The organism is Pseudomonas putida S13.1.2, from assembly GCF_000498395.2.
Lineage (GTDB): Bacteria > Pseudomonadota > Gammaproteobacteria > Pseudomonadales > Pseudomonadaceae > Aquipseudomonas > Aquipseudomonas putida_Q.
The window spans coordinates 5,483,079-5,503,012 of sequence record NZ_CP010979.1 but is presented as its reverse complement, the minus strand read 5'-3'; the positions used below and the strand labels follow the sequence as shown (position 1 = coordinate 5,503,012).

At 63.8% G+C, this 19,934-nt stretch carries 19 protein-coding genes and 1 pseudogene; 15 read left to right on the top strand and 5 right to left on the bottom strand.

The window, feature by feature from the left end:
• The 3 genes from phaZ to N805_RS24280 are packed head-to-tail and all read left to right on the top strand — an operon-like array spanning nucleotide 1 to nucleotide 3,204.
• The gene (gene phaZ, locus N805_RS24290) at nucleotides 1-852 is read left to right on the top strand and encodes a poly(3-hydroxyalkanoate) depolymerase (RefSeq protein WP_019471568.1); all 852 of its coding nucleotides are present in this window, start codon (nucleotides 1-3) and stop codon (nucleotides 850-852) included.
• Nucleotides 853-893: 41 nt separating this feature from the next.
• On the top strand, nucleotides 894-2,576 hold the full coding sequence (gene phaC / locus N805_RS24285; protein ID WP_026034462.1) for a class II poly(R)-hydroxyalkanoic acid synthase: 1,683 nt from the start codon (nucleotides 894-896) through the stop codon (nucleotides 2,574-2,576).
• Nucleotides 2,577-2,589: 13 nt separating this feature from the next.
• Nucleotides 2,590-3,204 carry a TetR/AcrR family transcriptional regulator gene (locus tag N805_RS24280; RefSeq protein ID WP_019471570.1) on the top strand — a complete coding sequence of 205 codons (615 nt, stop codon included), beginning with the start codon at nucleotides 2,590-2,592 and terminating at the stop codon, nucleotides 3,202-3,204.
• Nucleotides 3,205-3,325: 121 nt separating this feature from the next.
• Here the strand turns inward: N805_RS24280 and N805_RS24275 are convergent, their stop codons facing one another.
• Both N805_RS24275 and N805_RS24270 read right to left on the bottom strand, forming a co-directional pair.
• Nucleotides 3,326-4,114, bottom strand: coding sequence for a phasin family protein (locus N805_RS24275; RefSeq protein ID WP_019472594.1), 789 nt, complete (start codon nucleotides 4,112-4,114; stop codon nucleotides 3,326-3,328).
• A gap of 10 nt (nucleotides 4,115-4,124) precedes the next feature.
• Complete coding sequence (locus N805_RS24270; RefSeq protein WP_019472593.1) at nucleotides 4,125-4,544, bottom strand: phasin family protein; 420 nt, start codon at nucleotides 4,542-4,544, stop codon at nucleotides 4,125-4,127.
• A 225-nt stretch (nucleotides 4,545-4,769) separates the two neighbouring features.
• Here N805_RS24270 and N805_RS24265 point away from each other — a divergent pair, with 225 nt between their 5' ends.
• A complete protein-coding gene (locus N805_RS24265) occupies nucleotides 4,770-9,488 on the top strand; it encodes a DUF6543 domain-containing protein (RefSeq protein WP_026034588.1) in 4,719 nt (1,572 codons plus the stop codon).
• Between the two features lie 12 nt (nucleotides 9,489-9,500).
• On the opposite strand, the gene N805_RS24260 is transcribed toward N805_RS24265, so the two are convergent.
• Nucleotides 9,501-9,776 (bottom strand): polyhydroxyalkanoic acid system family protein, encoded by a 276-nt coding sequence (locus N805_RS24260; RefSeq protein ID WP_019472591.1) that lies wholly within the window; start codon nucleotides 9,774-9,776, stop codon nucleotides 9,501-9,503.
• A gap of 124 nt (nucleotides 9,777-9,900) precedes the next feature.
• On the opposite strand from N805_RS24260, the gene ubiE reads away from it, so the two are divergent.
• The 11 genes and pseudogenes from ubiE (at nucleotide 9,901) to N805_RS31345 (ending at nucleotide 18,040) form a co-directional block, all read left to right on the top strand.
• Entirely contained in the window at nucleotides 9,901-10,671 is a 771-nt protein-coding gene (ubiE, locus tag N805_RS24255) for a bifunctional demethylmenaquinone methyltransferase/2-methoxy-6-polyprenyl-1,4-benzoquinol methylase UbiE (RefSeq protein ID WP_016501988.1), read from the top strand.
• Nucleotides 10,671-11,294 (top strand): ubiquinone biosynthesis accessory factor UbiJ, encoded by a 624-nt coding sequence (locus N805_RS24250; protein ID WP_019472590.1) that lies wholly within the window; start codon nucleotides 10,671-10,673, stop codon nucleotides 11,292-11,294. The genes ubiE and N805_RS24250 overlap by 1 nt, the downstream gene beginning before the upstream one ends.
• A complete protein-coding gene (gene ubiB, locus N805_RS24245; RefSeq protein ID WP_019472589.1) occupies nucleotides 11,291-12,913 on the top strand; it encodes a ubiquinone biosynthesis regulatory protein kinase UbiB in 1,623 nt (540 codons plus the stop codon). The genes N805_RS24250 and ubiB overlap by 4 nt, the downstream gene beginning before the upstream one ends.
• A gap of 72 nt (nucleotides 12,914-12,985) precedes the next feature.
• Nucleotides 12,986-13,378 carry a phosphoribosyl-AMP cyclohydrolase gene (gene hisI, locus N805_RS24240; protein ID WP_019472588.1) on the top strand — a complete coding sequence of 131 codons (393 nt, stop codon included), beginning with the start codon at nucleotides 12,986-12,988 and terminating at the stop codon, nucleotides 13,376-13,378.
• Between the two features lies 1 nt (nucleotide 13,379).
• On the top strand, nucleotides 13,380-13,715 hold the full coding sequence (locus tag N805_RS24235) for a phosphoribosyl-ATP diphosphatase (RefSeq protein ID WP_016489563.1): 336 nt from the start codon (nucleotides 13,380-13,382) through the stop codon (nucleotides 13,713-13,715).
• Between the two features lie 164 nt (nucleotides 13,716-13,879).
• On the top strand, nucleotides 13,880-14,152 hold the full coding sequence (locus N805_RS24230) for a twin-arginine translocase TatA/TatE family subunit (RefSeq protein ID WP_016489564.1): 273 nt from the start codon (nucleotides 13,880-13,882) through the stop codon (nucleotides 14,150-14,152).
• Between the two features lie 3 nt (nucleotides 14,153-14,155).
• Complete coding sequence (tatB, locus tag N805_RS24225) at nucleotides 14,156-14,533, top strand: Sec-independent protein translocase protein TatB (RefSeq protein WP_016489565.1); 378 nt, start codon at nucleotides 14,156-14,158, stop codon at nucleotides 14,531-14,533.
• A complete protein-coding gene (gene tatC, locus N805_RS24220) occupies nucleotides 14,530-15,318 on the top strand; it encodes a twin-arginine translocase subunit TatC (protein ID WP_019472587.1) in 789 nt (262 codons plus the stop codon). The genes tatB and tatC overlap by 4 nt, the downstream gene beginning before the upstream one ends.
• On the top strand, nucleotides 15,315-16,022 hold the full coding sequence (locus tag N805_RS24215) for a 16S rRNA (uracil(1498)-N(3))-methyltransferase (RefSeq protein ID WP_019472586.1): 708 nt from the start codon (nucleotides 15,315-15,317) through the stop codon (nucleotides 16,020-16,022). Before tatC ends, N805_RS24215 begins: the two co-directional genes overlap by 4 nt.
• A gap of 101 nt (nucleotides 16,023-16,123) precedes the next feature.
• A pseudogene (locus tag N805_RS31350) lies at nucleotides 16,124-17,137 on the top strand (methyl-accepting chemotaxis protein); the annotation flags it as partial.
• Nucleotides 17,138-17,167: 30 nt separating this feature from the next.
• Nucleotides 17,168-18,040 (top strand): methyl-accepting chemotaxis protein, encoded by an 873-nt coding sequence (locus N805_RS31345; RefSeq protein WP_419198337.1) that lies wholly within the window; start codon nucleotides 17,168-17,170, stop codon nucleotides 18,038-18,040.
• Nucleotides 18,041-18,239: 199 nt separating this feature from the next.
• On the opposite strand, the gene N805_RS24205 is transcribed toward N805_RS31345, so the two are convergent.
• Together N805_RS24205 and N805_RS24200 are read right to left on the bottom strand one after the other, a co-directional pair.
• On the bottom strand, nucleotides 18,240-18,974 hold the full coding sequence (locus N805_RS24205) for an amino acid ABC transporter ATP-binding protein (protein ID WP_026034587.1): 735 nt from the start codon (nucleotides 18,972-18,974) through the stop codon (nucleotides 18,240-18,242).
• Nucleotides 18,967-19,929, bottom strand: a complete 963-nt coding sequence (locus N805_RS24200) for an amino acid ABC transporter permease (RefSeq protein WP_019472583.1) — start codon at nucleotides 19,927-19,929, stop codon at nucleotides 18,967-18,969. Before N805_RS24200 ends, N805_RS24205 begins: the two co-directional genes overlap by 8 nt.
• Nucleotides 19,930-19,934 lie beyond the last annotated feature (5 nt).

The following is a 19,934-nucleotide window of genomic DNA, read 5'->3' as shown; positions in this document are numbered from 1 at the left end:
ATGCCGGAACCCTACATCTTCAGGACCGTCGAACTGGACGACCAGTCCATTCGCACCGCCGTGCGCCCGGGCAAGCCGCACCTGACACCGTTGCTGATCTTCAACGGCATCGGTGCCAACCTGGAGCTGGTGTTCCCGTTCATCGAGGCGCTGGACCCGGACCTGGAGGTCATCGCCTTCGATGTGCCCGGTGTAGGGGGGTCATCCACCCCGCGTCACCCCTATCGCTTTCCTGGCCTGGCCAAGCTCACGGCGCGCATGCTCGATTACCTGGACTACGGCCAGGTCAACGTCATCGGCGTGTCCTGGGGCGGCGCCCTGGCCCAGCAGTTTGCCCACGACTACCCGGAACGCTGCAAGAAACTGGTGCTGGCCGCCACTGCCGCCGGCGCAGTAATGGTGCCGGGCAAGCCCAAGGTGTTGTGGATGATGGCCAGCCCAAGGCGCTACGTGCAGCCTTCCCATGTAATCCGCATTGCCCCGCTGATCTACGGCGGCGCCTTCCGCCGCGACCCGGACCTGGCCATGCACCATGCGTCCAAGGTGCGCTCAGGCGGCAAGCTGGGCTACTACTGGCAGCTGTTCGCCGGCCTGGGCTGGACCAGCATCCACTGGCTGCACAAGATTCATCAGCCGACGCTGGTGCTGGCCGGTGACGACGACCCGCTGATCCCGCTGGTCAACATGCGCCTGCTGGCCTGGCGGATTCCCAATGCCCAGCTACACATAATCGACGATGGCCACCTGTTCCTGATTACCCGGGCCGAGGCCGTCGCACCGATCATCATGAAGTTTCTCCAGGAAGAACGTCAGCGCGCGGTCATGCACCCGCGCCCCGCCTCTGGCGGTTGATTGTCGCAGCCCAAGAATCGGGAAGACGAGGGAGTGTTGCCATGACAGACAAACCGGCCAAAGGAACGAAAACGCTCCCCGCCACCAGCATGAATGTGCAAAACGCCATACTCGGCCTGCGTGGGCGCGACCTGGTGTCGACCCTGCGCCGGGTTGGCCGCCACGGCTTGACCAACCCGCTGCACACTGCGCGGCACCTGTTGGCGCTCGGGGGCCAGCTGGGCCGTGTGATGCTGGGCGACACGCCCTACCAGCCCAACCCTCGCGACAGCCGCTTCAGCGACCCGACCTGGAGCCAGAACCCGTTTTATCGCCGGGGCCTGCAGGCCTATCTGGCCTGGCAGAAGCAGACGCGCGAGTGGATCGACGAAAGCCACCTGGACGACGATGACCGCGCCCGCGCACATTTTCTGTTCGGCATGATCAATGACGCCCTGGCACCGAGCAACTCGCTGCTCAACCCGCTGGCGGTCAAAGAGCTGCTGAACACGGGCGGGCAAAGCCTGGTGCGGGGCGTGGCCCACTTGCTTGACGACCTGCGCCACAATGACGGCCTGCCGCGCCAGGTGGATGAACGCGCCTTCGAGGTAGGTGGCAGCCTGGCGGCAACGCCCGGCGCGGTGGTGTTTCGCAACGAGCTGCTGGAGTTGATCCAGTACAAGCCGATGAGTGAAAAACAGCACGCCAGGCCCGTGCTGGTGGTGCCACCGCAAATCAACAAGTTCTATATCTTCGACATGCAGGCGCACAACAGCTTCGTGCAGTACATGCTCAAGAACGGCTTGCAGGTGTTCATGATCAGTTGGCGCAACCCCGACCCGCGCCACCGCGAATGGGGCCTGTCCACGTACGTACAAGCCCTGGAAGAAGCGCTGAACGCCTGCCGCAGCATCAGCGGCAACCGCGACCCCAACCTGATGGGTGCCTGCGCCGGCGGCCTGACCATGGCTGCGCTGCAGGGCCACCTGAAGGCCAAACATCAGTTGCGCAAGATCCGCAGCGCCACGTACCTGGTCAGCCTGCTCGACAGCAAGTTCGATAGCCCCGCCAGCCTGTTCGCCGACGAGCAGACGGTCGAGGCCGCCAAGCGCCGCTCCTATCAACGGGGTGTGCTGGACGGCGGCGAGGTGGCGAGGATTTTCGCCTGGATGCGCCCCAACGACCTGATCTGGAACTACTGGGTCAACAACTACCTGCTTGGCAAAGCCCCGCCCGCGTTCGACATCCTCTACTGGAACGCCGACAACACACGCCTGCCGGCAGCACTGCACGGCGACTTGCTGGACTTTTTCAAGCACAACCCGCTCACCCACCCGGCAGGCCTCGAAGTGTGCGGCACGCCCATCGACCTCAAGCAGGTCGACCTGGACAGTTTTACCGTGGCCGGCAGCAACGATCACATCACCCCGTGGGACGCCGTGTATCGCTCGGCCTTGCTGCTCGGTGGCGACCGGCGTTTCGTGCTGGCCAACAGCGGGCATATTCAAAGCATCATCAACCCACCGGGCAACCCCAAGGCCTACTACCTGGAAAACCCCAAGCTTTCGGGGGACCCGCGCGCCTGGTTCTACGAAGCCAAACGCAGCGACGGCAGCTGGTGGCCCTTATGGCTGGAATGGATTACCCCGCGCTCCGGCCCGCTCAAGGCGCCCCGTACCGAGTTGGGCAACAGTGCCTACCCACCGCTCGGCCCGGCGCCAGGCACCTATGTCCTGACCCGATGAGCCCGACCACTGGATGAAGACCCGCGACCGTATCCTCGAATGCGCCCTGCAGCTGTTCAACCAGCAGGGCGAACCGAACGTATCCACCCTGGAGATCGCCAACGAACTGGGCATCAGCCCGGGCAACCTGTACTACCACTTCCACGGCAAGGAGCCTGTGGTACTGGGCCTGTTCGAGCGTTTCGAGGAAGCGCTGATGCCCTTGCTTGACCCGCCCCTGGAGGTGCGCCTGGACGCCGAGGACTACTGGCTGTTCCTGCACCTGATCGTCGAGCACATGGCCCAGTACCGCTTTCTGTTCCAGGACCTGTCCAACCTCACCGGCCGCCTGCCCAAGCTGGCGCGCGGCATGCGCAGCCTGATCAATGCACTCAAACGTACGCTGGCAGCGTTGCTGGCCAGCCTCAAGGGCCAGGGGCTGGTAGAAAGTGAAACCCAGGCACTGGGGCAACTGGTGGAGCAGATCACCCTGACGCTGATGTTCTCGCTGGATTACCAGCGTGTGCTGGGGCGCGAGGGGGATGTGGGGATTGTGGTGTACCAGGTGATGATGCTGGTGGCGCCGCACCTGCAGGCTCAGGCGCGGGCGGCGGCGGAGCAGTTGGCGGTGCGGTATCTGGAGGGGTAGGCCTGCTGTTTCGGCGCTGGGGCCTTCGCGGGCATGCCCGCTCCCACAAGGCCTGCGCTGACCGGCTGATCGGCGCTGAACCTGTGGGAGCGGGCAAGCCCGCGAAGAGGGCGACGCGGTATCAGATCAAGGTACCGGTGCCGTTTGGTGCCGACGGTGCGCTGCTGGCCGGGGCGGCAGCAGGTGCCGGTGCTGCGGTTGCAGCCGGGGCGGCGCTGGCGGCTGGGGCTGCCGGCTTGGCGGCTGCCGGTTTGGCCGGTGCTTTCTTCACCGCAGGTTTCTTCGCTGCCGCTGGCTTGGCTGCTGCCGATTTTGCCGCGGGCTTGGCAGCTGCAGGTTTGGCCGCAGGCTTTGCAGCAGGTTTGGCTGCTGCCGTTTTAGCAGCAGGTTTGGCCGCCGCCGTTTTAGCAGCAGGCTTGGCCGCTGCTGCCTTGGCCAGTGGCTTGGCCGCTGCCTTGCCCGCAGCCGGCTTGGCAGCCGCAGCGCGCGACGAAATCGGCGTAACCGAAGCACCGGTCAGCTTCTCGATCTGCTTGGTCAGGCTGTCCACCTGCTGGTGCAGGGCCTTGATCTCGTTGCGGCTTGGCACGCCCAGGCGCGAGATGGCGCTGTTCAGGCGCTTGTCGAAGGCCTCTTCGAGTTCGCCCCACTTGCCCAGCGCACGGTCCTTCACGCCAGACACGCGCGAGGTGGTCGACGACTTGGCGGATTCGGCTGCTTCTTCAGCCGTCTTCTTCGCCTGCTTCTCGGCCTTCTCGCCATCTTTCACCAGCGAGTCGAACAGCTTGGGGCCGTCCTGGTCGACTTTCGAATAGATACCCAGCCCCGCCAGCCAGATCTTGCGGGAGTACTTCTCGATCCCGCCGATCCAGGAGCTGCTTTCTTTATCGGAATTCTTCTTGCCAGCCATCCTGCTCTCCTTATGGTTTGTGCGCGACGCGCTCAAGCAGCTCGTGCAGCTGTTCAAGCTTGACCGACAACGCCTCAACGTCATGTTTAGACGGAATGCCGAGGCGATTCAAGGCGCGCCCTACCCGTGCGTCGAAAGCTTTTTCGATCTTGTCGAGTTGAATTTCCACCTTGCCGCGTACGCGGCTGACTTCTTCAGCGGCTTCGTCGATCTGGTGGTTGGCAGCATCGAGCTCTTGATCGATGCGTTTCTTGCCACGCTTCTCGACGCCTTCGCCGGCCTTGACCAGCTCCTGGAAGTAGTCGGAGCCTTCCTGGCCGACCCGCGCATAGGCGCCGATGCCAGCCAGCCAGATCTTGCGTGCATAACCGCGGACTTCACCCAAGGTGCTCTGGGCGTCATCCTTTTTCTTCACATTCACTTTGGCCATGCTCTGTACCTCATGCTCATGAGTGGAGGAGGAACCGCCCATGGAGGTTGGGCTTGAGCATAAGGTAATGAGCCAAATTAGAATCTTCACCCTAGGCTTTGCAGGCAAAGCGCCTGCGCACCGATCAGGCTGCCTTGAAAACAGCCATGTGTTTACCTATCTACCACCGCCCGCCTGGCGGCGCCAGCCAGCATCGGCCTCTTTAGCCCACAGAGCGCCGCTGCCATGCCCGACTCGCATCCCACTCCCCTCAACTCGTTCAGACAGCAGGTAGCTGCCCACTTTGCCGATCGCCCCAGCTTGCGCAGCGTCACGGCCCGCGCCGCCTTCGAGGCACTGACAGACCGTTATCCCTGGATCCGCACCAATCACCCCAGGCTGCAATCGCTTGAGGGGATGACCATCTTGCATGCGCCGACAGACGATGGCGCGGCGCGGCAAAGTGATCTGCTCGACACGCTGCTTGCGCACTTCCTTCACGGCACTGGCCTGTCGTTTGCCGCCAGCGACCAGTTCAGCCTGGCGCCGCCCGCGATTTTTCGCCCGCAGCCGCAAGCGCCCACCATCGACCTGCGTATGGATGTTGTAGGCCAGGCGTTCGACGACATGCTGACAACCCTCACCGAGTCGTTTCAGCAAGCGCAGGTGAGTTTCTGGAATGGCTGCGAAGGCGACTCGGGTGTGTCCCGGTTGCGCTGGCTGGAGCAGATGATCAAGGCTGCGTTGCTCAGTACGCTTGAACGCCAGGGCCTGTGCGAAGACGCCAAACGCCTGCTGTACGGCTGGGTCGCCGAAGACGGCAGCACACCCGCCCTGCAAGGTCTGCAAGTGTCACTGCAAAAGGGCGGCGACGCGCATCATCTGGTATCGGCGGACCTGCTCATGATCGCGGAGCGCGACGAGGGCAGCCTGGTGCTCTGGTGCCAGCCTTCAGGTACCGTCCGCAGCTTCAACGATGCGCCCGCCTTTGCCCTGGCCTTGCGCGACGAACTGGCCGACCAGCATGATTTCGACACGCTGTCCTGGGCCTGTACGCCGGTGCAGGGGGACGCTTTCCGCTACCAGGCCGGCCAGTTGCTAAACGCCGCCTTGCAGGGCATCGAACGCGTGCAGTTATGCTCGATCACGCAGGTGAGCGAACTGGAGCGCCTTTACAACCAGCTCTGCGACCCCTCCCTGGCGTTCCCGGAACACACCTGCATCGACCGGCAGGCGCCGGCCATCCCCCTGCCGGCCTGGCTTGCCAAGGCCAGCGCCAGTGACCGCTTCGACTACCATCGGGCAATGCTGGCGCTGGCAGCACGCCAGGCGCTGGCAACTGGCACGACATCGCCGGACGACTTCGAGGACCTGCAGCAGTACACCACCCGACGCCTGCGCGAGCAGATGACCGCAGACCACCCCGGCAAGGCAGTGCCGGCCTCCGACCAACTGCTGATCTCGATTTCGCAAGTGGTCGAGATATCGTCCCTCGGGCCCGCGCGCCTGGAGCCGCTCAAGACCGTCTCCCTGACCGAGCTGGCCATCTCGCGCCTGCAACCAGCCCAGCATGAAGTGGCCACGGCAGTCACTGCAGCCGGCTCGCAACCCGTCGAAGGCTGGCTGAACCTCGATTACATCAATCGGCTGGTAGCCACGCTGGATGTGGGGGGCCAATATCCCCTGTACATCCACCAAAAGCTGCAGGACCCGGTTGGCCGTGACCAGCGTATCCAGCGCTTTGCCGGTGAATGGCGCAGCAGCCTGCTGCTGGACGCCCTCCAGGCCAGGATCGTGGGGCACTTGAGCGAGCAGGCCTGCCAGGCATTGATGCTGTTCTGCCGCAACACGACAACGGCCACGGGGCCAGTCAGGGTTGCCCCGCTGGCCTTCCACTGCGTACGGGGCGCCACCCGTGCCAACCGGGTGCACGGCATGTTCGTGATCCTGGTCGAGCAGCCACGCACCTGGATACTCTATCGCCCGCTGGCCGCGCGCCGCAGATTGCGGGTGTACAGCAGCGAAGCGCTGTTGATGGCCGATGTCCGCGCTGCCGGCGAATTGCAACAAAGCATCCTGGCCTGGCTGGATGACGCTGACCGCCCAATTTACGACAACGGTGGTTTCACCCGGCCCCACCTGCACCCGCAGCTGTCCGAACTGGCCGACTTGCTGGGGGCCGGCGCGGTGCTGACCGAGCACACCCTGGCGCAGATGCGTGCGCCGGCCACCCTGGCCTTCGCTGCGTGGTCGGATGATCTGCACACCCAGCTGCTTCAAGCCCATGCCGAGGCGATGGTGCTGCTGGCGTCGCGCCAGAGCGTCTCCAATGCCCAGCTGCGCTGGGCCATGGTGGTGCAACTTGGCTGGATGGTGTTCAACACGGTCACAGCGCTGCTGCGCGGGCCTGCGGCCACGGTGATGTGGTTGGTCGCCACCGTGGTCAGCCTGAAAACCGACCTGTCGGCGCTGGCCAAGGGCAGCCCCGAAGAGAAGGTGTTGGCCGCCTCCGACCTGTTGTCCAACATCGCCATGCTGCTGGTCCACGTTCATACCACGGCGCAGCCGCAGCGGGTGCAGCCGGAAAAGAATGAGCTGTACCTCGGTGGCCCATCGCCACGCCAGGCCGGCAGCGCGGCGCGACAAGAACAGCCCCAGGCCAGGGCCTGGCAAGACCCGTCGCAGCTGCCTGCACCTGCCCCCTACAAGGTAAGCGCCTGGGGCAATAACCATCGCATTGGCAACCTCACGAGCACAGCGCGCAATGCCCTGCTCGAACTGCGTGCCAACGTTGACCTGCAAGGGCTGGTAGCACAGCAGCAAGGGCGCCTGCGCGGGCTCTACAAACTCGACGAGCGCTACTACGTGAAGCTCGAAGATACCCCCTACGAGGTTGAAGAATCCTACACAGGCGTGCGCATCATCGGCCCCGATACCAGTGCAGGCGACTGGCAGGCGCTTGGCGGTGCCTGGGATGGCTACCACATCGTTGGGCGCGAGCGCAGCACAGGGCCGTGGCTGGCCCGCTGGAACGGCGAATGGATGCTCGACCTGCGGCTGGCGGGCGGTATGCCCAGGACCCGCAAAGGTCTACTGGATGAAAACCGAGCCACAATCGTTGCCCTGCAGGAAGAGCGAAAACGCAACGACCAGGCGATCCTGAAGAACGAGACATTCATCGAAAGGTACCTGGAACTGACCAAACCCTACGACGATGCCGCGCGGGATGTCAGGCGAGCGCTGCGCGAACACCCAGGCATCGCCCGTAGCGACCTGCCAGAAACGCTGCAGGAACAGGTGCGCACGGTGCAAACGATGCGCAACGAGGTCCGCCCGCACCTGCTGATCATCTCGCTGACTTACGAAAAGCAGGCCGACCTGCTGGGCTCGCAAGTCAGGCTGTTTACCCAGATGAGCGAGCCCCGCTTCGCCAGGCTCGACCCCCGGAGCACATCGGCCGTGGGCCGCAGTCAGTGGGCGGAACAACTGCTCGACACCGACCTGCATCTTTTCCACCGCTTACTGGACCTGACCGACTATGAGGTCCTCAGGCACCAGTCGGCACAGTTGGTCAAGTTACCGTTCGGCCAGGAACAAGGGTTGCTGTACCTTGCCTACCGGGACAACGTGGCAGCCGCGTACGCCACGCACAAACGCGTACTCACGGTCAGTGAACGCCTGGACCAGAACATCGCGCTGGCCCTGAACGACACCACCCTGCAGTTCAAGGACAAACAGTCCAAGCTCGAAAAGATCATCGGCCAGCGCCATTACTCGACCGTCATCTCCCGCGGTCAGGTGATCAGCGATCTGGCCCAGTTGGTAGTGAACAGGGAGCAACTGACCCGCGAAAACTTCGACGAACTGCTGCGCATGCAAGCAGGCCTGCGCGATCGCGGCTTCCAGGCAGCATTGCTGAGCCACGATGGCCTGGCGGCGGAGAATCTGCCCGCCGAAGAGCAAGTCGAAATCCTCGGCAATGCCGTACGCGAATACCAGGCTTCGCTTGGCAAGGCCAACTACCTGCTGTCAATGGATGAGCCGGCACTTGATACAACGCGCCTGGAGCAGTACATCAGCGAGTTGACGGCGTTGAAATCAGCGGCCGAGCACGACCTGAGCACCGCCTTGCTCGCCCGCCAAAGCGGCAGGCCTGCACAGCCCAGGCAGTTGACCTACCGCAGGCGCCCAGGCAGACGCAAGCTGATCCGTACTGTGAAGGGTAGAACGATCCTGGCCGACTACAGCGCGGAAGGCCAGCTGGCGACGCAAAGCGACCCTGTCACCCAGCAAACCGTCCAGTACCAGCCGCGTGGCGCGCAATGGGAACCGGTACCCAGCGCCGCGCCGCCGCGCAGCAACGCCTACCTTCGCCGTGTCGGCGCCAGTCTGCTTGCGCAGAAGACCGGCAAGCTCGCCTTGGCCGCCCGCTATTCGAAGGAACCCAACAGCCTGGCAGACCTGATGGACTGGCAGATTCAGGACATGGACGACATCGCCCGGCAGTTGACGGCCGGCCCGCCCGAGGGCCAGGCCCTGGCAGCGCAGCTGAACGAGGCGGTCGAGGGGCTGCAGGCTGAAAAACGCCGATTGCTCACCGACGCCTATCTCAACACACGGTACCCGGACAGCAAGGCACTGCGCTACCTTCATCAGCAAGGCCAGATCGAGATAACCCTGAGCAACGCGCGCAAGCGGCTCAAGGCCAATGACTACCTGGATGTGTACAGTATCTATCGCAAGCAACCCAGACAGATGCTTTGGGAAGCGCACTTTCACTACACCAGCGCCCAGGCTGCGGCGCGCGCGTTCGCCAAGGGCCATTTGAAGTTCTGGGAACCCCGGGCCATGAGCCGCGAGGAAAAGCTGGAGCGCTCACTCGACCCGGCAGAACGCATCCACATCTACCGGGGCGACCTGCGGCTTGAGCAGATAGAAGGGGTGATCCCGTTCCCGCCCGACTGAAACCCGCGGGGGTCAGGCCAGCGCCTTGTCCAGCGCCCGCTCGATTTCACCCTTGATGGTGCCGCTCATCATCGACAGCATCATGCCCAGCTTCAGCTCCACACGGATGATGTCTTCGCCAATGTGCACGCTGCCGTTTGCGCCGCTGCGTGCCACATCGACCCGGTCACCGTTCCAGGTGGCCTTGAGGTCGTATTCGCGGCTGAGCTTGTCGACCAGCGCTTGCGCCTTGGCGCGGGCAGCATCGCGGCCGAGGGAGTGTTTGCGTTCGACGCTGATCTGGGTCATGCGGGCATTCCTGAAGATGTAGACATAATGGGCATTATGCCCGCCCCTGCCCACTGGCACACCCCGCCAAGACAAATCCGCCCGTTCGCCCTAGAATGGCGGTAATTTTTTCCGGTGAAGCGATATGAACGACCAGCGCAAAGGCGACCACGCCGAACCCACCACCCACTTTGGCTACCAGGACGTACCTGAAAGCCAGAAGGCGAAAAAAGTCGCCGAAGTGTTCCACTCGGTGGCAGCCAAGTACGACCTGATGAACGATGTGCTTTCCGGCGGCATGCACCGTCTGTGGAAGCGCTTTACCATCGAGCTGTCGGGCGTGCGCAGCGGCAACCGGGTGCTGGACATCGCCGGCGGCACCGGTGACCTTGCCGCCAAGTTCTCGCGCCTGGTCGGCCCGACAGGTCAGGTGGTGCTGGCCGACATCAACGAGTCAATGCTCAAGGTTGGCCGTGACCGCCTGCTCGACCGTGGCGTGGCCGGCAACATCGAGTTCGTCCAGGCCGACGCCGAAAAACTGCCGTTCCCGGACAACCACTTCGACTGCGTGACCATCGCTTTCGGCCTGCGCAACGTCACCCACAAGGACGAAGCCATCCGTTCGATGCTGCGCGTGCTCAAGCCCGGTGGCCGCCTGCTGATCCTGGAATTCTCCAAACCGACCAGCAAGCTGATGTCCAAGGCCTACGACGCCTATTCGTTCGCCTTCATGCCGCTGGCCGGCAAGCTGATCACCAACGACTCGGAAAGCTACCGTTACCTCGCCGAGTCGATCCGCATGCACCCGGACCAGGAAACCCTGAAGAGCATGATGGTCGAGGCCGGTTTCGACCGCGTCACCTACCACAACATGACCAGCGGCATCGTTGCCGTGCACCGGGGGATCAAACCCTGATGCTGCTGGCCGGGCTGCTCGCCAGCGTCGAACATGGCCTGAACCGCGTCCTGCGCATGGACAGCACGGCCCTGCCGCGGCTGGCCGCGCTGGAAGGCAAGGTCATCGAGATCGACTGCCGCCAACCGGCCCTGCAGGTCTTCATCCTGCCCGATGAAGACGGCCTGATGCTCGCCGCCCACTGGGAAGGCGAGGTCGACTGCAGCCTGCGCGCACCGGCCGGCAGCCTGGCGCAACTGGCCTTGGCCAGGGACAAGACCGCCGTACTGCACAGCCCGCAGGTCGAACTGCATGGCGACAGCGCCGTGCTGCTCGACCTGTTTGGCGTGCTGCAGGACCTGGAGCTGGACTGGGAGCACGAACTGCAACGCTGGCTCGGCCCGGTCGCCACGGCGCTGCTGGCAGGCCACATCCGCCTGCGTGCACGCTGGACCCGTCAGGGCCTGGCGCGCTTCAGCCAGAACCTTTCCGAGTACCTGGCCGAAGAGTCCCGCACCCTGGTAGGCAAGCGCGAAGCCGAAGCCGCCTTCAGCGAACTCGATGCCCTGAAGCTCGATACAGAACGCCTCGAGGCGCGCATCAAGCGCCTCTCCCGATCCCTTGATACCAGCGAAAACGCATGAAGCTGCTCGCCGTCCGCCGTCTTTTTCGCATCCAGCGCGTGGTGATTCGCTACCGTCTCGATGACCTGCTGTTCGAACAGCCCTTGCTGCCCTGGTGGCTGGCCAGCCTGCGCCTGCTGATGCCGTGGCGCTGGCTGCCGCGCAAGCCCACCGAGCTCAGCCGTGGCGCGCGCCTGCGCCTGGCGCTGCAGGACCTGGGGCCGATCTTCATCAAGTTCGGGCAGTTGCTGTCCACCCGCCGCGACCTGCTGCCCACCGACATCGCCGACGAGCTGATGCTGCTGCAGGACCGCGTGCCGCCGTTCGACCCGAAACAGGCCGTGGCACTGATTGAAGCGCAGCTGGGCGCGAAGGTTGGCGAGGTGTTCAGCCGCTTCGATGTCGAGCCGCTGGCCTCGGCCTCGGTGGCCCAGGTACACGCCGCACGCCTCAAGACGGGCGAAGAGGTGGTGGTCAAAGTGGTGCGCCCGGGCCTGAAGCCTGTAATCGCCCAAGACCTGGCCTGGTTGTTCCTGATTGCCAAGGCCGCCGAACGCGCCTCGGCCGATGCCCGCCGCCTGCATCCGGTGGAAATCGTCGGTGACTACGAAAAAACCATCTATGACGAGCTCGACCTGCTGCGCGAGGCTGCCAACGCCAGCCAGCTGCGGCGCAATTTCGAAGGCTCCGAGTTGATGTACGTGCCCCAGGTCTACTGGGACCTGTGCCGCCCTAAAGTGCTGGTGATTGAACGCATCTACGGCGTACCGGTGACCGACATGGCCACCCTGGCCGACCAGCGTACCGACATGAAGCTGCTGGCCGAGCGAGGCGTGGAGGTATTCTTTACCCAAGTGTTCCGCGACAGCTTCTTCCATGCCGACATGCACCCGGGCAACATCTTTGTCAGCACGGTCAAGCCGTGGAGCCCGCAGTACATCGCCATCGACTGCGGCATCGTCGGCAGCCTGACCGCCGAGGACCAGGACTACCTGGCGCGTAACCTGTTTGCCTTCTTCAAGCGTGACTATCGCCGCGTCGCCGAGTTGCACATCGACTCGGGCTGGGTGCCGGCGCACACCAAGGTCAACGAATTCGAAGCGGCGATCCGCACCGTGTGCGAGCCGATCTTCGAAAAACCGTTAAAGGATATTTCCTTCGGCCAAGTGCTGATGCGCCTGTTCCAGACCGCGCGGCGCTTCAACATGGAAGTGCAGCCGCAGCTGGTGCTGCTGCAGAAGACCCTGCTCAACATCGAGGGCCTGGGCCGCCAGCTGTACCCCGACCTGGACCTGTGGAGTACCGCCAAACCCTACCTCGAACGCTGGATGCGCGACCGCTACAGCCCCAAGGCCGTTCTCGGCAATATTCATGGGCAGGTCGAGCAGTTGCCGCACCTGACCAACATGGCCCGCGACCTGCTCGAACGCCTGTCGCAACCGCACCTGCACGATCCGCAAATGCCGGAACGCCGCCGCCAGGGTGACCGCTGGGCCCTGCGCCTGCTGGGCGCCGGCCTGCTCGGTGGTGGCGCGGTGCTGGCCGCTGGCGCTGCCGAGGCCGCCAGCCTGGCCGCCCCTGCTGCGTGGCCGGCCTGGCTGATGCTGGCCGCAGGCCTTTACCTGATCGTGCGCCAATAGCCAGCCGCGCCTGTGGCTGGCACACTAGCGCAAAGGGCCCGATACAGGAGCGGGCCCGCTTTGGAGTCGACGATGAAAGACTGGCTGGACGAGATCAAGTGGAACAGCGACGGCCTGGTACCGGCAATCGCCCAGGACCACAAGACCGGACGCGTGCTGATGATGGCCTGGATGAACCGCGAATCGCTGGCGCTGACCGCCACCGAACAGCGCGCCATCTACTGGTCGCGTTCGCGTGGCAAGCTGTGGCGTAAAGGCGAAGAATCCGGGCACGTGCAAAAGCTGCATGAGCTGCGTCTGGACTGCGACGCCGACGTGATCATCCTGATGGTCGAGCAACTGGGCCATATCGCCTGTCATACCGGCCGTGAAAGCTGCTTCTACCGCGTCTTTGAAGACGGCCAGTGGAAAATCGTCGACCCGGTCCTGAAGGACCCGGATGCCATCTACAGCGCAGGACACTGACATGAGCGACACCCTCAACCGCCTGGCCGAAGTGCTTGAAGAACGCAAGCAAGCGGCGCCTGACAGCTCCTACGTAGCCAGCCTGTACCACAAGGGCCTGAACAAGATCCTCGAGAAGCTCGGCGAAGAGTCGGTCGAAACGATCATTGCCGCCAAGGACGCTGCCGTCAGCAAGGATTACAGCGATGTCATCTACGAAACCGCCGACCTGTGGTTTCATAGCCTGGTGATGCTCAGCGCGCTGGGCCAGCATCCACAAGCCGTGCTGGATGAGCTGGATCGCCGTTTCGGGCTGTCCGGGCATGATGAAAAGGCCGCACGCCAGCCATCTGCCTGATGTATTTTTGGGGCGCTGCACACCCCTGTGGGAGCGGGTTCACCCGCGAAGCATGCAACGCGGTATATGGCACCGGCAGCGCCGGTGTTCGCGGGTAAACCCGCTCCCACAAGGGCCGCGCTGCCAGACAGATTTGCTGTACCTGTAAATTTCGGGAGTACGAAATGGGTATTTTTGACTGGAAACACTGGATCGTCCTGCTGGTTGTCGTGGTCCTGGTGTTCGGCACCAAAAAGCTGAAAAACTTCGGCAGTGACCTGGGCGAGTCGATCAAGGGCTTCCGCAAGGCCATGAACGAAGAAGAGACCAAGCCGGCCGAGCAAACGCCGCCGCCTGCCCAGCCTGTGCCGCCGGTGCAAAACACTGCCCAGCCGCAACAAGGCCACACCATCGAAGGCCAGGCCCAACCGGTCCAAGAGCCGCAACGGAAAGACTGACCCATGTTCGGCATCAGTTTCAGCGAGCTGCTGCTCGTAGGTCTGGTCGCCCTGCTGGTGCTCGGCCCCGAGCGCCTGCCCGGTGCCGCGCGCACGGCAGGCCTGTGGATTGGCCGGCTCAAACGCAGCTTCAACAGCATCAAGATGGAAGTGGAGCGCGAAATCGGCGCCGACGACATCCGCCGCCAGCTGCACAACGAGCACATCCTGCAGATGGAAGAGGAAGCCAAGCGCATCCTCAACCCGATGACACCCCCTGCCCAGCCGCCGGTAACCACGGCCAGCGTGCAGCCACCTGCCGGGCTTGAGGCCAGGCCGGTCGAAGCACCTGCTGCCCCGGCCGTACCCTCTGAACCGCCTCAACCGCCGCGAGCCCCATGAGCGAGAATCCGGAACACGACCAGCCGATGCCGCTGGTATCGCACCTGACCGAACTGCGCACCCGCCTGCTGCGCTGTGTTGCCGTCATTTTCCTGATCTTTGCCGGGCTGTTTTCCTTCGCCCAGCAGATCTACACACTGGTGTCGGCGCCGCTGCGCGACCATTTGCCGGCCAACGCGACGATGATCGCTACCGACGTGGCCTCGCCGTTCCTTACGCCGTTCAAGCTGACCATGATCGTGTCGCTGTTCCTGGCCATTCCGTTCATCCTTCAGCAGATCTGGGGCTTTATCGCGCCAGGGCTGTACCGCCATGAAAAGCGCATTGCCATTCCGCTGCTGGTGTCGAGCATTCTGCTGTTCTACGCCGGTATGGCCTTTGCCTATTTCCTGGTGTTCCCGCTGATGTTCAAGTTCTTTGCCGCCGCCACCCCGGCAGGCGTGGCAATGATGACCGACATCGCCAACTACCTCGACTTCGTGATGACGCTGTTCTTCGCCTTTGGCGTGGCCTTCGAAATCCCGGTGGCGGTGGTGTTGCTGGTGTGGATAGGCGTGGTCGACGTGAAGTACCTGAAGAAGATCCGCCCTTACGTGATCATCGGCTGCTTCGTGGTCGGCATGGTCCTCACCCCGCCGGACATCTTCTCCCAGACCCTGCTGGCCGTACCCATGTGGCTACTGTTCGAGGTCGGCGTGCTGTGCGGCAGCCTGATCCGCAAGCGTAGCGCCCACGACGAAGCAGCCAACGACCACAACGACCAGCCACCAGCGACCCAACCGTGAATCTGTTGCTTCTTGAAGAGGCCGACTTCGTCTCGGCAAACCGCGTCGTTCTTGCTGACAGGCGTTTTACCCACATGCAGGAGATTCACCGTGTGGCGGTGGGCGACAACCTGCGCGTGGGCCGGATCAACGGCCTGATGGGCAAAGCCACGGTGCTGCGCCTGGAGAATCACGAAGCCGAACTTGAAGTGGCCTTCGACCAGCAGCCACCGGCCAAGCTGCCGTTGACCCTGGTGCTGGCAGTGCCGCGGCCAAAAATGCTGCGGCGGCTGTTTCAGACCGTGGCTACCCTGGGCGTATCACGGCTGATCCTGGTGAACAGCTACAAGGTCGAGAAAAGCTTCTGGCAAACGCCTTTCCTGCAGCCCGAGAGCATCCGCGACAACCTGATCCTAGGCCTGGAACAGGCGCGTGACACGGTGCTGCCCGAGGTGGTCATCGAGAAACGTTTCAAGCCTTTCGTCGAGGATCGGCTGCCCGCCATCGCCGCAGGCACCCTGGGCCTGGTCGGCCACCCCGGCCCCTACCCCGCCTGCCCACGCGCCGTGGAGCAAGCCGTAACCCTGGCCATCGGCCCCGAGGGCGGCTGGATCCCCTACGAAATCGACCTGCTGGGCAAGGCTGGCCTGGCACCGGTGCAACTGGGCGATCGCATCCTGCGGGTAGAAACCGCCGTCACTGCGCTGCTTTCGCGTATTTTCTGACGTAAACGTCACTTTTTCGCCCATCAAGTTTCCCCCTCCCGGGCCGATGGCCTTGGCAACACAACAATTATTTGTGCTGCCAAGCCGCCGGGGAGTCGTACATGTACCAATGGTTAGCCCAATCGCTGGGCAATGTGAGCGTGAATCGCAAACTGGGGCTGGGTTTCGGCCTGGTGCTGCTGTTGACCCTGGCTATTACCCTGGCCGGCTGGCACGGCATGGACAGCATCATCGACCGTGGCGACAAGCTGGGTAACATCTCGGTCATCCAGCAGTACACCCAGGAACTGCGCATTGCCCGCCAGCATTACGAGCGCCGCAGTGATGACGCATCGGTGGCCGAGCTGGAAAAAGCCCTGGCCAACCTTGACCGCCAGGTGCAGCTGATGCTCGGGCAGATCGAAAACCCCACCGACCGCCAGCGCCTGGAGCAGCAGCGCGAGGCCGTGCGCATCTACCAGCAGGCATTCAACGAGCTGAAGCAGGCTGGCCAGCGCCGCGAGGCCAGCCGTAGCGTGCTCGGCGACAGCGCCGACAAAGCCGCAGAGCTGATCGGCCGCGTGCAGCGGGGCCTGCTGCAGGGTGGCGATATCAGCCAGTACCAGCACGCGGTAGATGTCAGCGCCCTGCTGCAACAAGCGCGTTTCCAGGTACGTGGCTACACCTACAGCGGCAATACCGAGTACCAGCAAACGGCGCTGAAGGCCATCGACCAGGCCCTGGCCGAGCTGCGTGCATTGCCGGCCAAAGTGCCTGCCGAACATGCCGCCGGTCTCGACGATGCCGCCACCGCCATGGGCGGCTACCGCGATGCAGTCACCCAGTTCGGCAATGCCCAGGCCGCCAGCGATCAGGCCCTGCAGCACATGGCCGAGCAAGGCACGTTGCTGCTGCAGACCAGCCAGGCGATGACCACCTCGCAGACCGCCGTGCGTGACGCCGGGGCCACCCAGGCCAAGACCCTGCTCGCCGTGGCCACCGGGCTGGCCCTGGCCCTTGGTCTACTGGCGGCCTGGGCCATTACCCGACAGATCATCATCCCCCTGCGCCAGACCCTGCGCGCCGCCGAGCGGGTAGCCAGTGGCGACCTGACCCAGAACCTGCAGGTAAACCGCCGTGACGAACTGGGCCAGCTGCAAGCGAGCATGCAGCGCATGACCCAAGGCCTGCGCGAGCTGATTGGCGGCATCGGTGACGGGGTCACGCAGATCGCCAGCGCCGCAGAAGAACTGTCGGCGGTGACTGAGCAGACCAGCGCCGGGGTCAACAACCAAAAGGTCGAAACCGACCAGGTGGCGACCGCCATGAACCAGATGACGGCCACCGTGCACGAAGTGGCACGCAATGCCGAACAGGCCTCGGAAGCCGCCTTGATGGCCGACCAGCAGGCCCGCGAAGGCGACCGCGTGGTGGGCGAGGCCGTGGCGCAGATCGAGCGCCTGGCGGGTGAAGTGGTCAATTCCAGCGAAGCGATGAACCAGCTCAAGGCCGAAAGCGACAAGATCGGCAGCGTGCTCGACGTGATCAAGTCGGTGGCCCAGCAGACCAACCTGCTGGCCCTGAATGCTGCAATCGAAGCCGCCCGCGCGGGTGAGGCCGGGCGTGGCTTTGCCGTGGTGGCCGACGAGGTACGTAGCCTGGCGCAACGCACCCAGCAGTCGACCGAAGAAATCGAAGAGCTGATTGCCGGCCTGCAAAGCGGCACCCAACGGGTGGCCAGCGTGATGGACAGCAGCCGCCAGCTGACCGACAGCAGCGTCGAACTGACCCGCCGTGCCGGCAGCTCGCTGGAGACTATTACCCGCACCGTGTCGTCGATCCAGGCGATGAACCAGCAGATTGCAACGGCGGCAGAGGAACAGACGGCCGTCGCCGAAGAGATCAACCGCAGCGTGATGAATGTGCGGGATATTTCTGACCAGACGTCAGCGGCCAGTGAAGAGACGGCCAGTTCGAGTGTGGAGCTGGCTCGGCTGGGGACCCACCTGCAGGGGTTGGTGGGGCGGTTCAAGCTTTAACCTGAGGGATGGGTCGCCCGTGCTGGCCTCTTCGCGGGCATGCCCGCTCCCACAGGATTTCACTGACCCTTAGGGCAGAAGGAGACCTGTGGAAGATCGAGCCTCTTTGCGGGCAACCGCTCCCACAGGTATCGCACAGCTCTGAAGGGCTGTGCAGTACCTGTGGGAGCGGGCTTGCCCCGCGAAGGGGCCGGTACGGTTACAGCACCTGGCGCAGGAACGACTGCGCGCGCGGATCCCTCGGCGCATCGAAGAACGCCCCCGGAGAAGCGTCTTCAAGCAGCTTGCCATGGTCGAAGAACAGCACCCGGTCCGCCACTTCACGGGCAAAGCCCATTTCGTGGGTAACGCAGACCATGGTCATGCCTTCCTGAGCCAGCGTCTTCATCACGTCCAGCACCTCGCCGACCATTTCCGGGTCAAGCGCCGAGGTCGGCTCGTCGAACAGCATCACTTTCGGGTCCATCGCCAGGGCCCGGGCGATCGCCACCCGCTGTTGCTGGCCGCCAGACAAGCGCGACGGGTACTCGTTGGCCTTCTGCGAAATGCCCACCTTCTCCAGCAACGCCCGGGCCTTGGCTTCACGCTCGGCCTTGTTGCGCTTGCGCACCACCTTCTGCGCCAGGCACAGGTTTTCCAGCACGGTCATGTGCGGGAACAGGTTGAAGTGCTGGAACACCATGCCGACTTCGCGGCGGTAGGCGTTGATGTCGGTCTTCGGGTCGGCCAGTTGCAGGCCGTCGATGGCCACATGGCCTTCGTCGAAATGCTCCAGGCCGTTGAGGCAGCGCAGGAAGGTCGACTTGCCCGAACCCGACGGCCCGAGCACTACCACCACTTCGCCCTTGGCGACCTGGGTGGTGACGTTGTCCACCGCCCGTACCACTTGGCCACGGGTGTCGAAGACTTTCAGCAGGTCACGGACTTCAATCACTTTGCGCAAGCCTCCGCTCGAGCCGGCTGGCCAGGTGCGACAGCGGCAGGTTGATCAGCAGGTACAGACCTGCCACGCAGAACCAGATCTCGAAGGTCGAGAACGAGGTGGTGATGGCCTCTCGGCCGCTCTTGGTCAGTTCGGTGATTGCGATCACCGAGACCAGCGAGGTGTCTTTGACCAGGCTGATGAACTGGCCCGCCAACGGCGGCAGCACACGTTTGAAAGCCTGCGGCAGGATCACGTGGCGCATCGACTGGCCAGCGTTCAGGCCCAGCGAGCGGGCGGCTTCGTTCTGGCCCTTGGCAATGGACTGCACGCCAGCACGGACGATTTCAGCCACGTAGGCGCCGGTGAACAGGGCCAACGCCGCCACCCCGGCGAACTCGCGGGACAGGTTGAGCACGGTGCCGATGAAGAAGTAGAAAATGAAGATCTGCACCAGCAGCGGCGTGCCACGCACCAGTTCGACATAAACGGTCGAGAGGTCACGCAGGGTCGGGTTGCTGGACAACCGGCACAAGCCCGCGAACAAGCCGATGACCAAGCCCAGGGCGCCAGACACCACCGACAGCCACAACGTGGTCCACAGGCCCCAGGCCAGCGGGCCGGCTGCCCAGTGCCGGGTGACACCGATCTGGTCGCCTTCGGCAACATCGTCGCCGCGGCTCAGTTGCAGGCTGTCCTTGGCCACGTCGAGCACCTGCTCGTCACCTTGCTCGTCCTTCAGCGTGACGCGGGCGTTATCGCCAGCAATGACGATGTCCTGCACGGTGCCATAACCGGCGGCGCGCTGTACGTCCTCGGCCTTGTAGGCGAAGTACTGCGGTACGCGGTTCCAGCGCCACTCGTAGGACATCATCGAGGTGGCCATGTACAGGCTGATCGCCAGGCCGACCAGCACCAGGGCAGTCAGCCCGTGCCAGGGCCACTGGGCTTTCTTGTGTTTGATCACGTGGG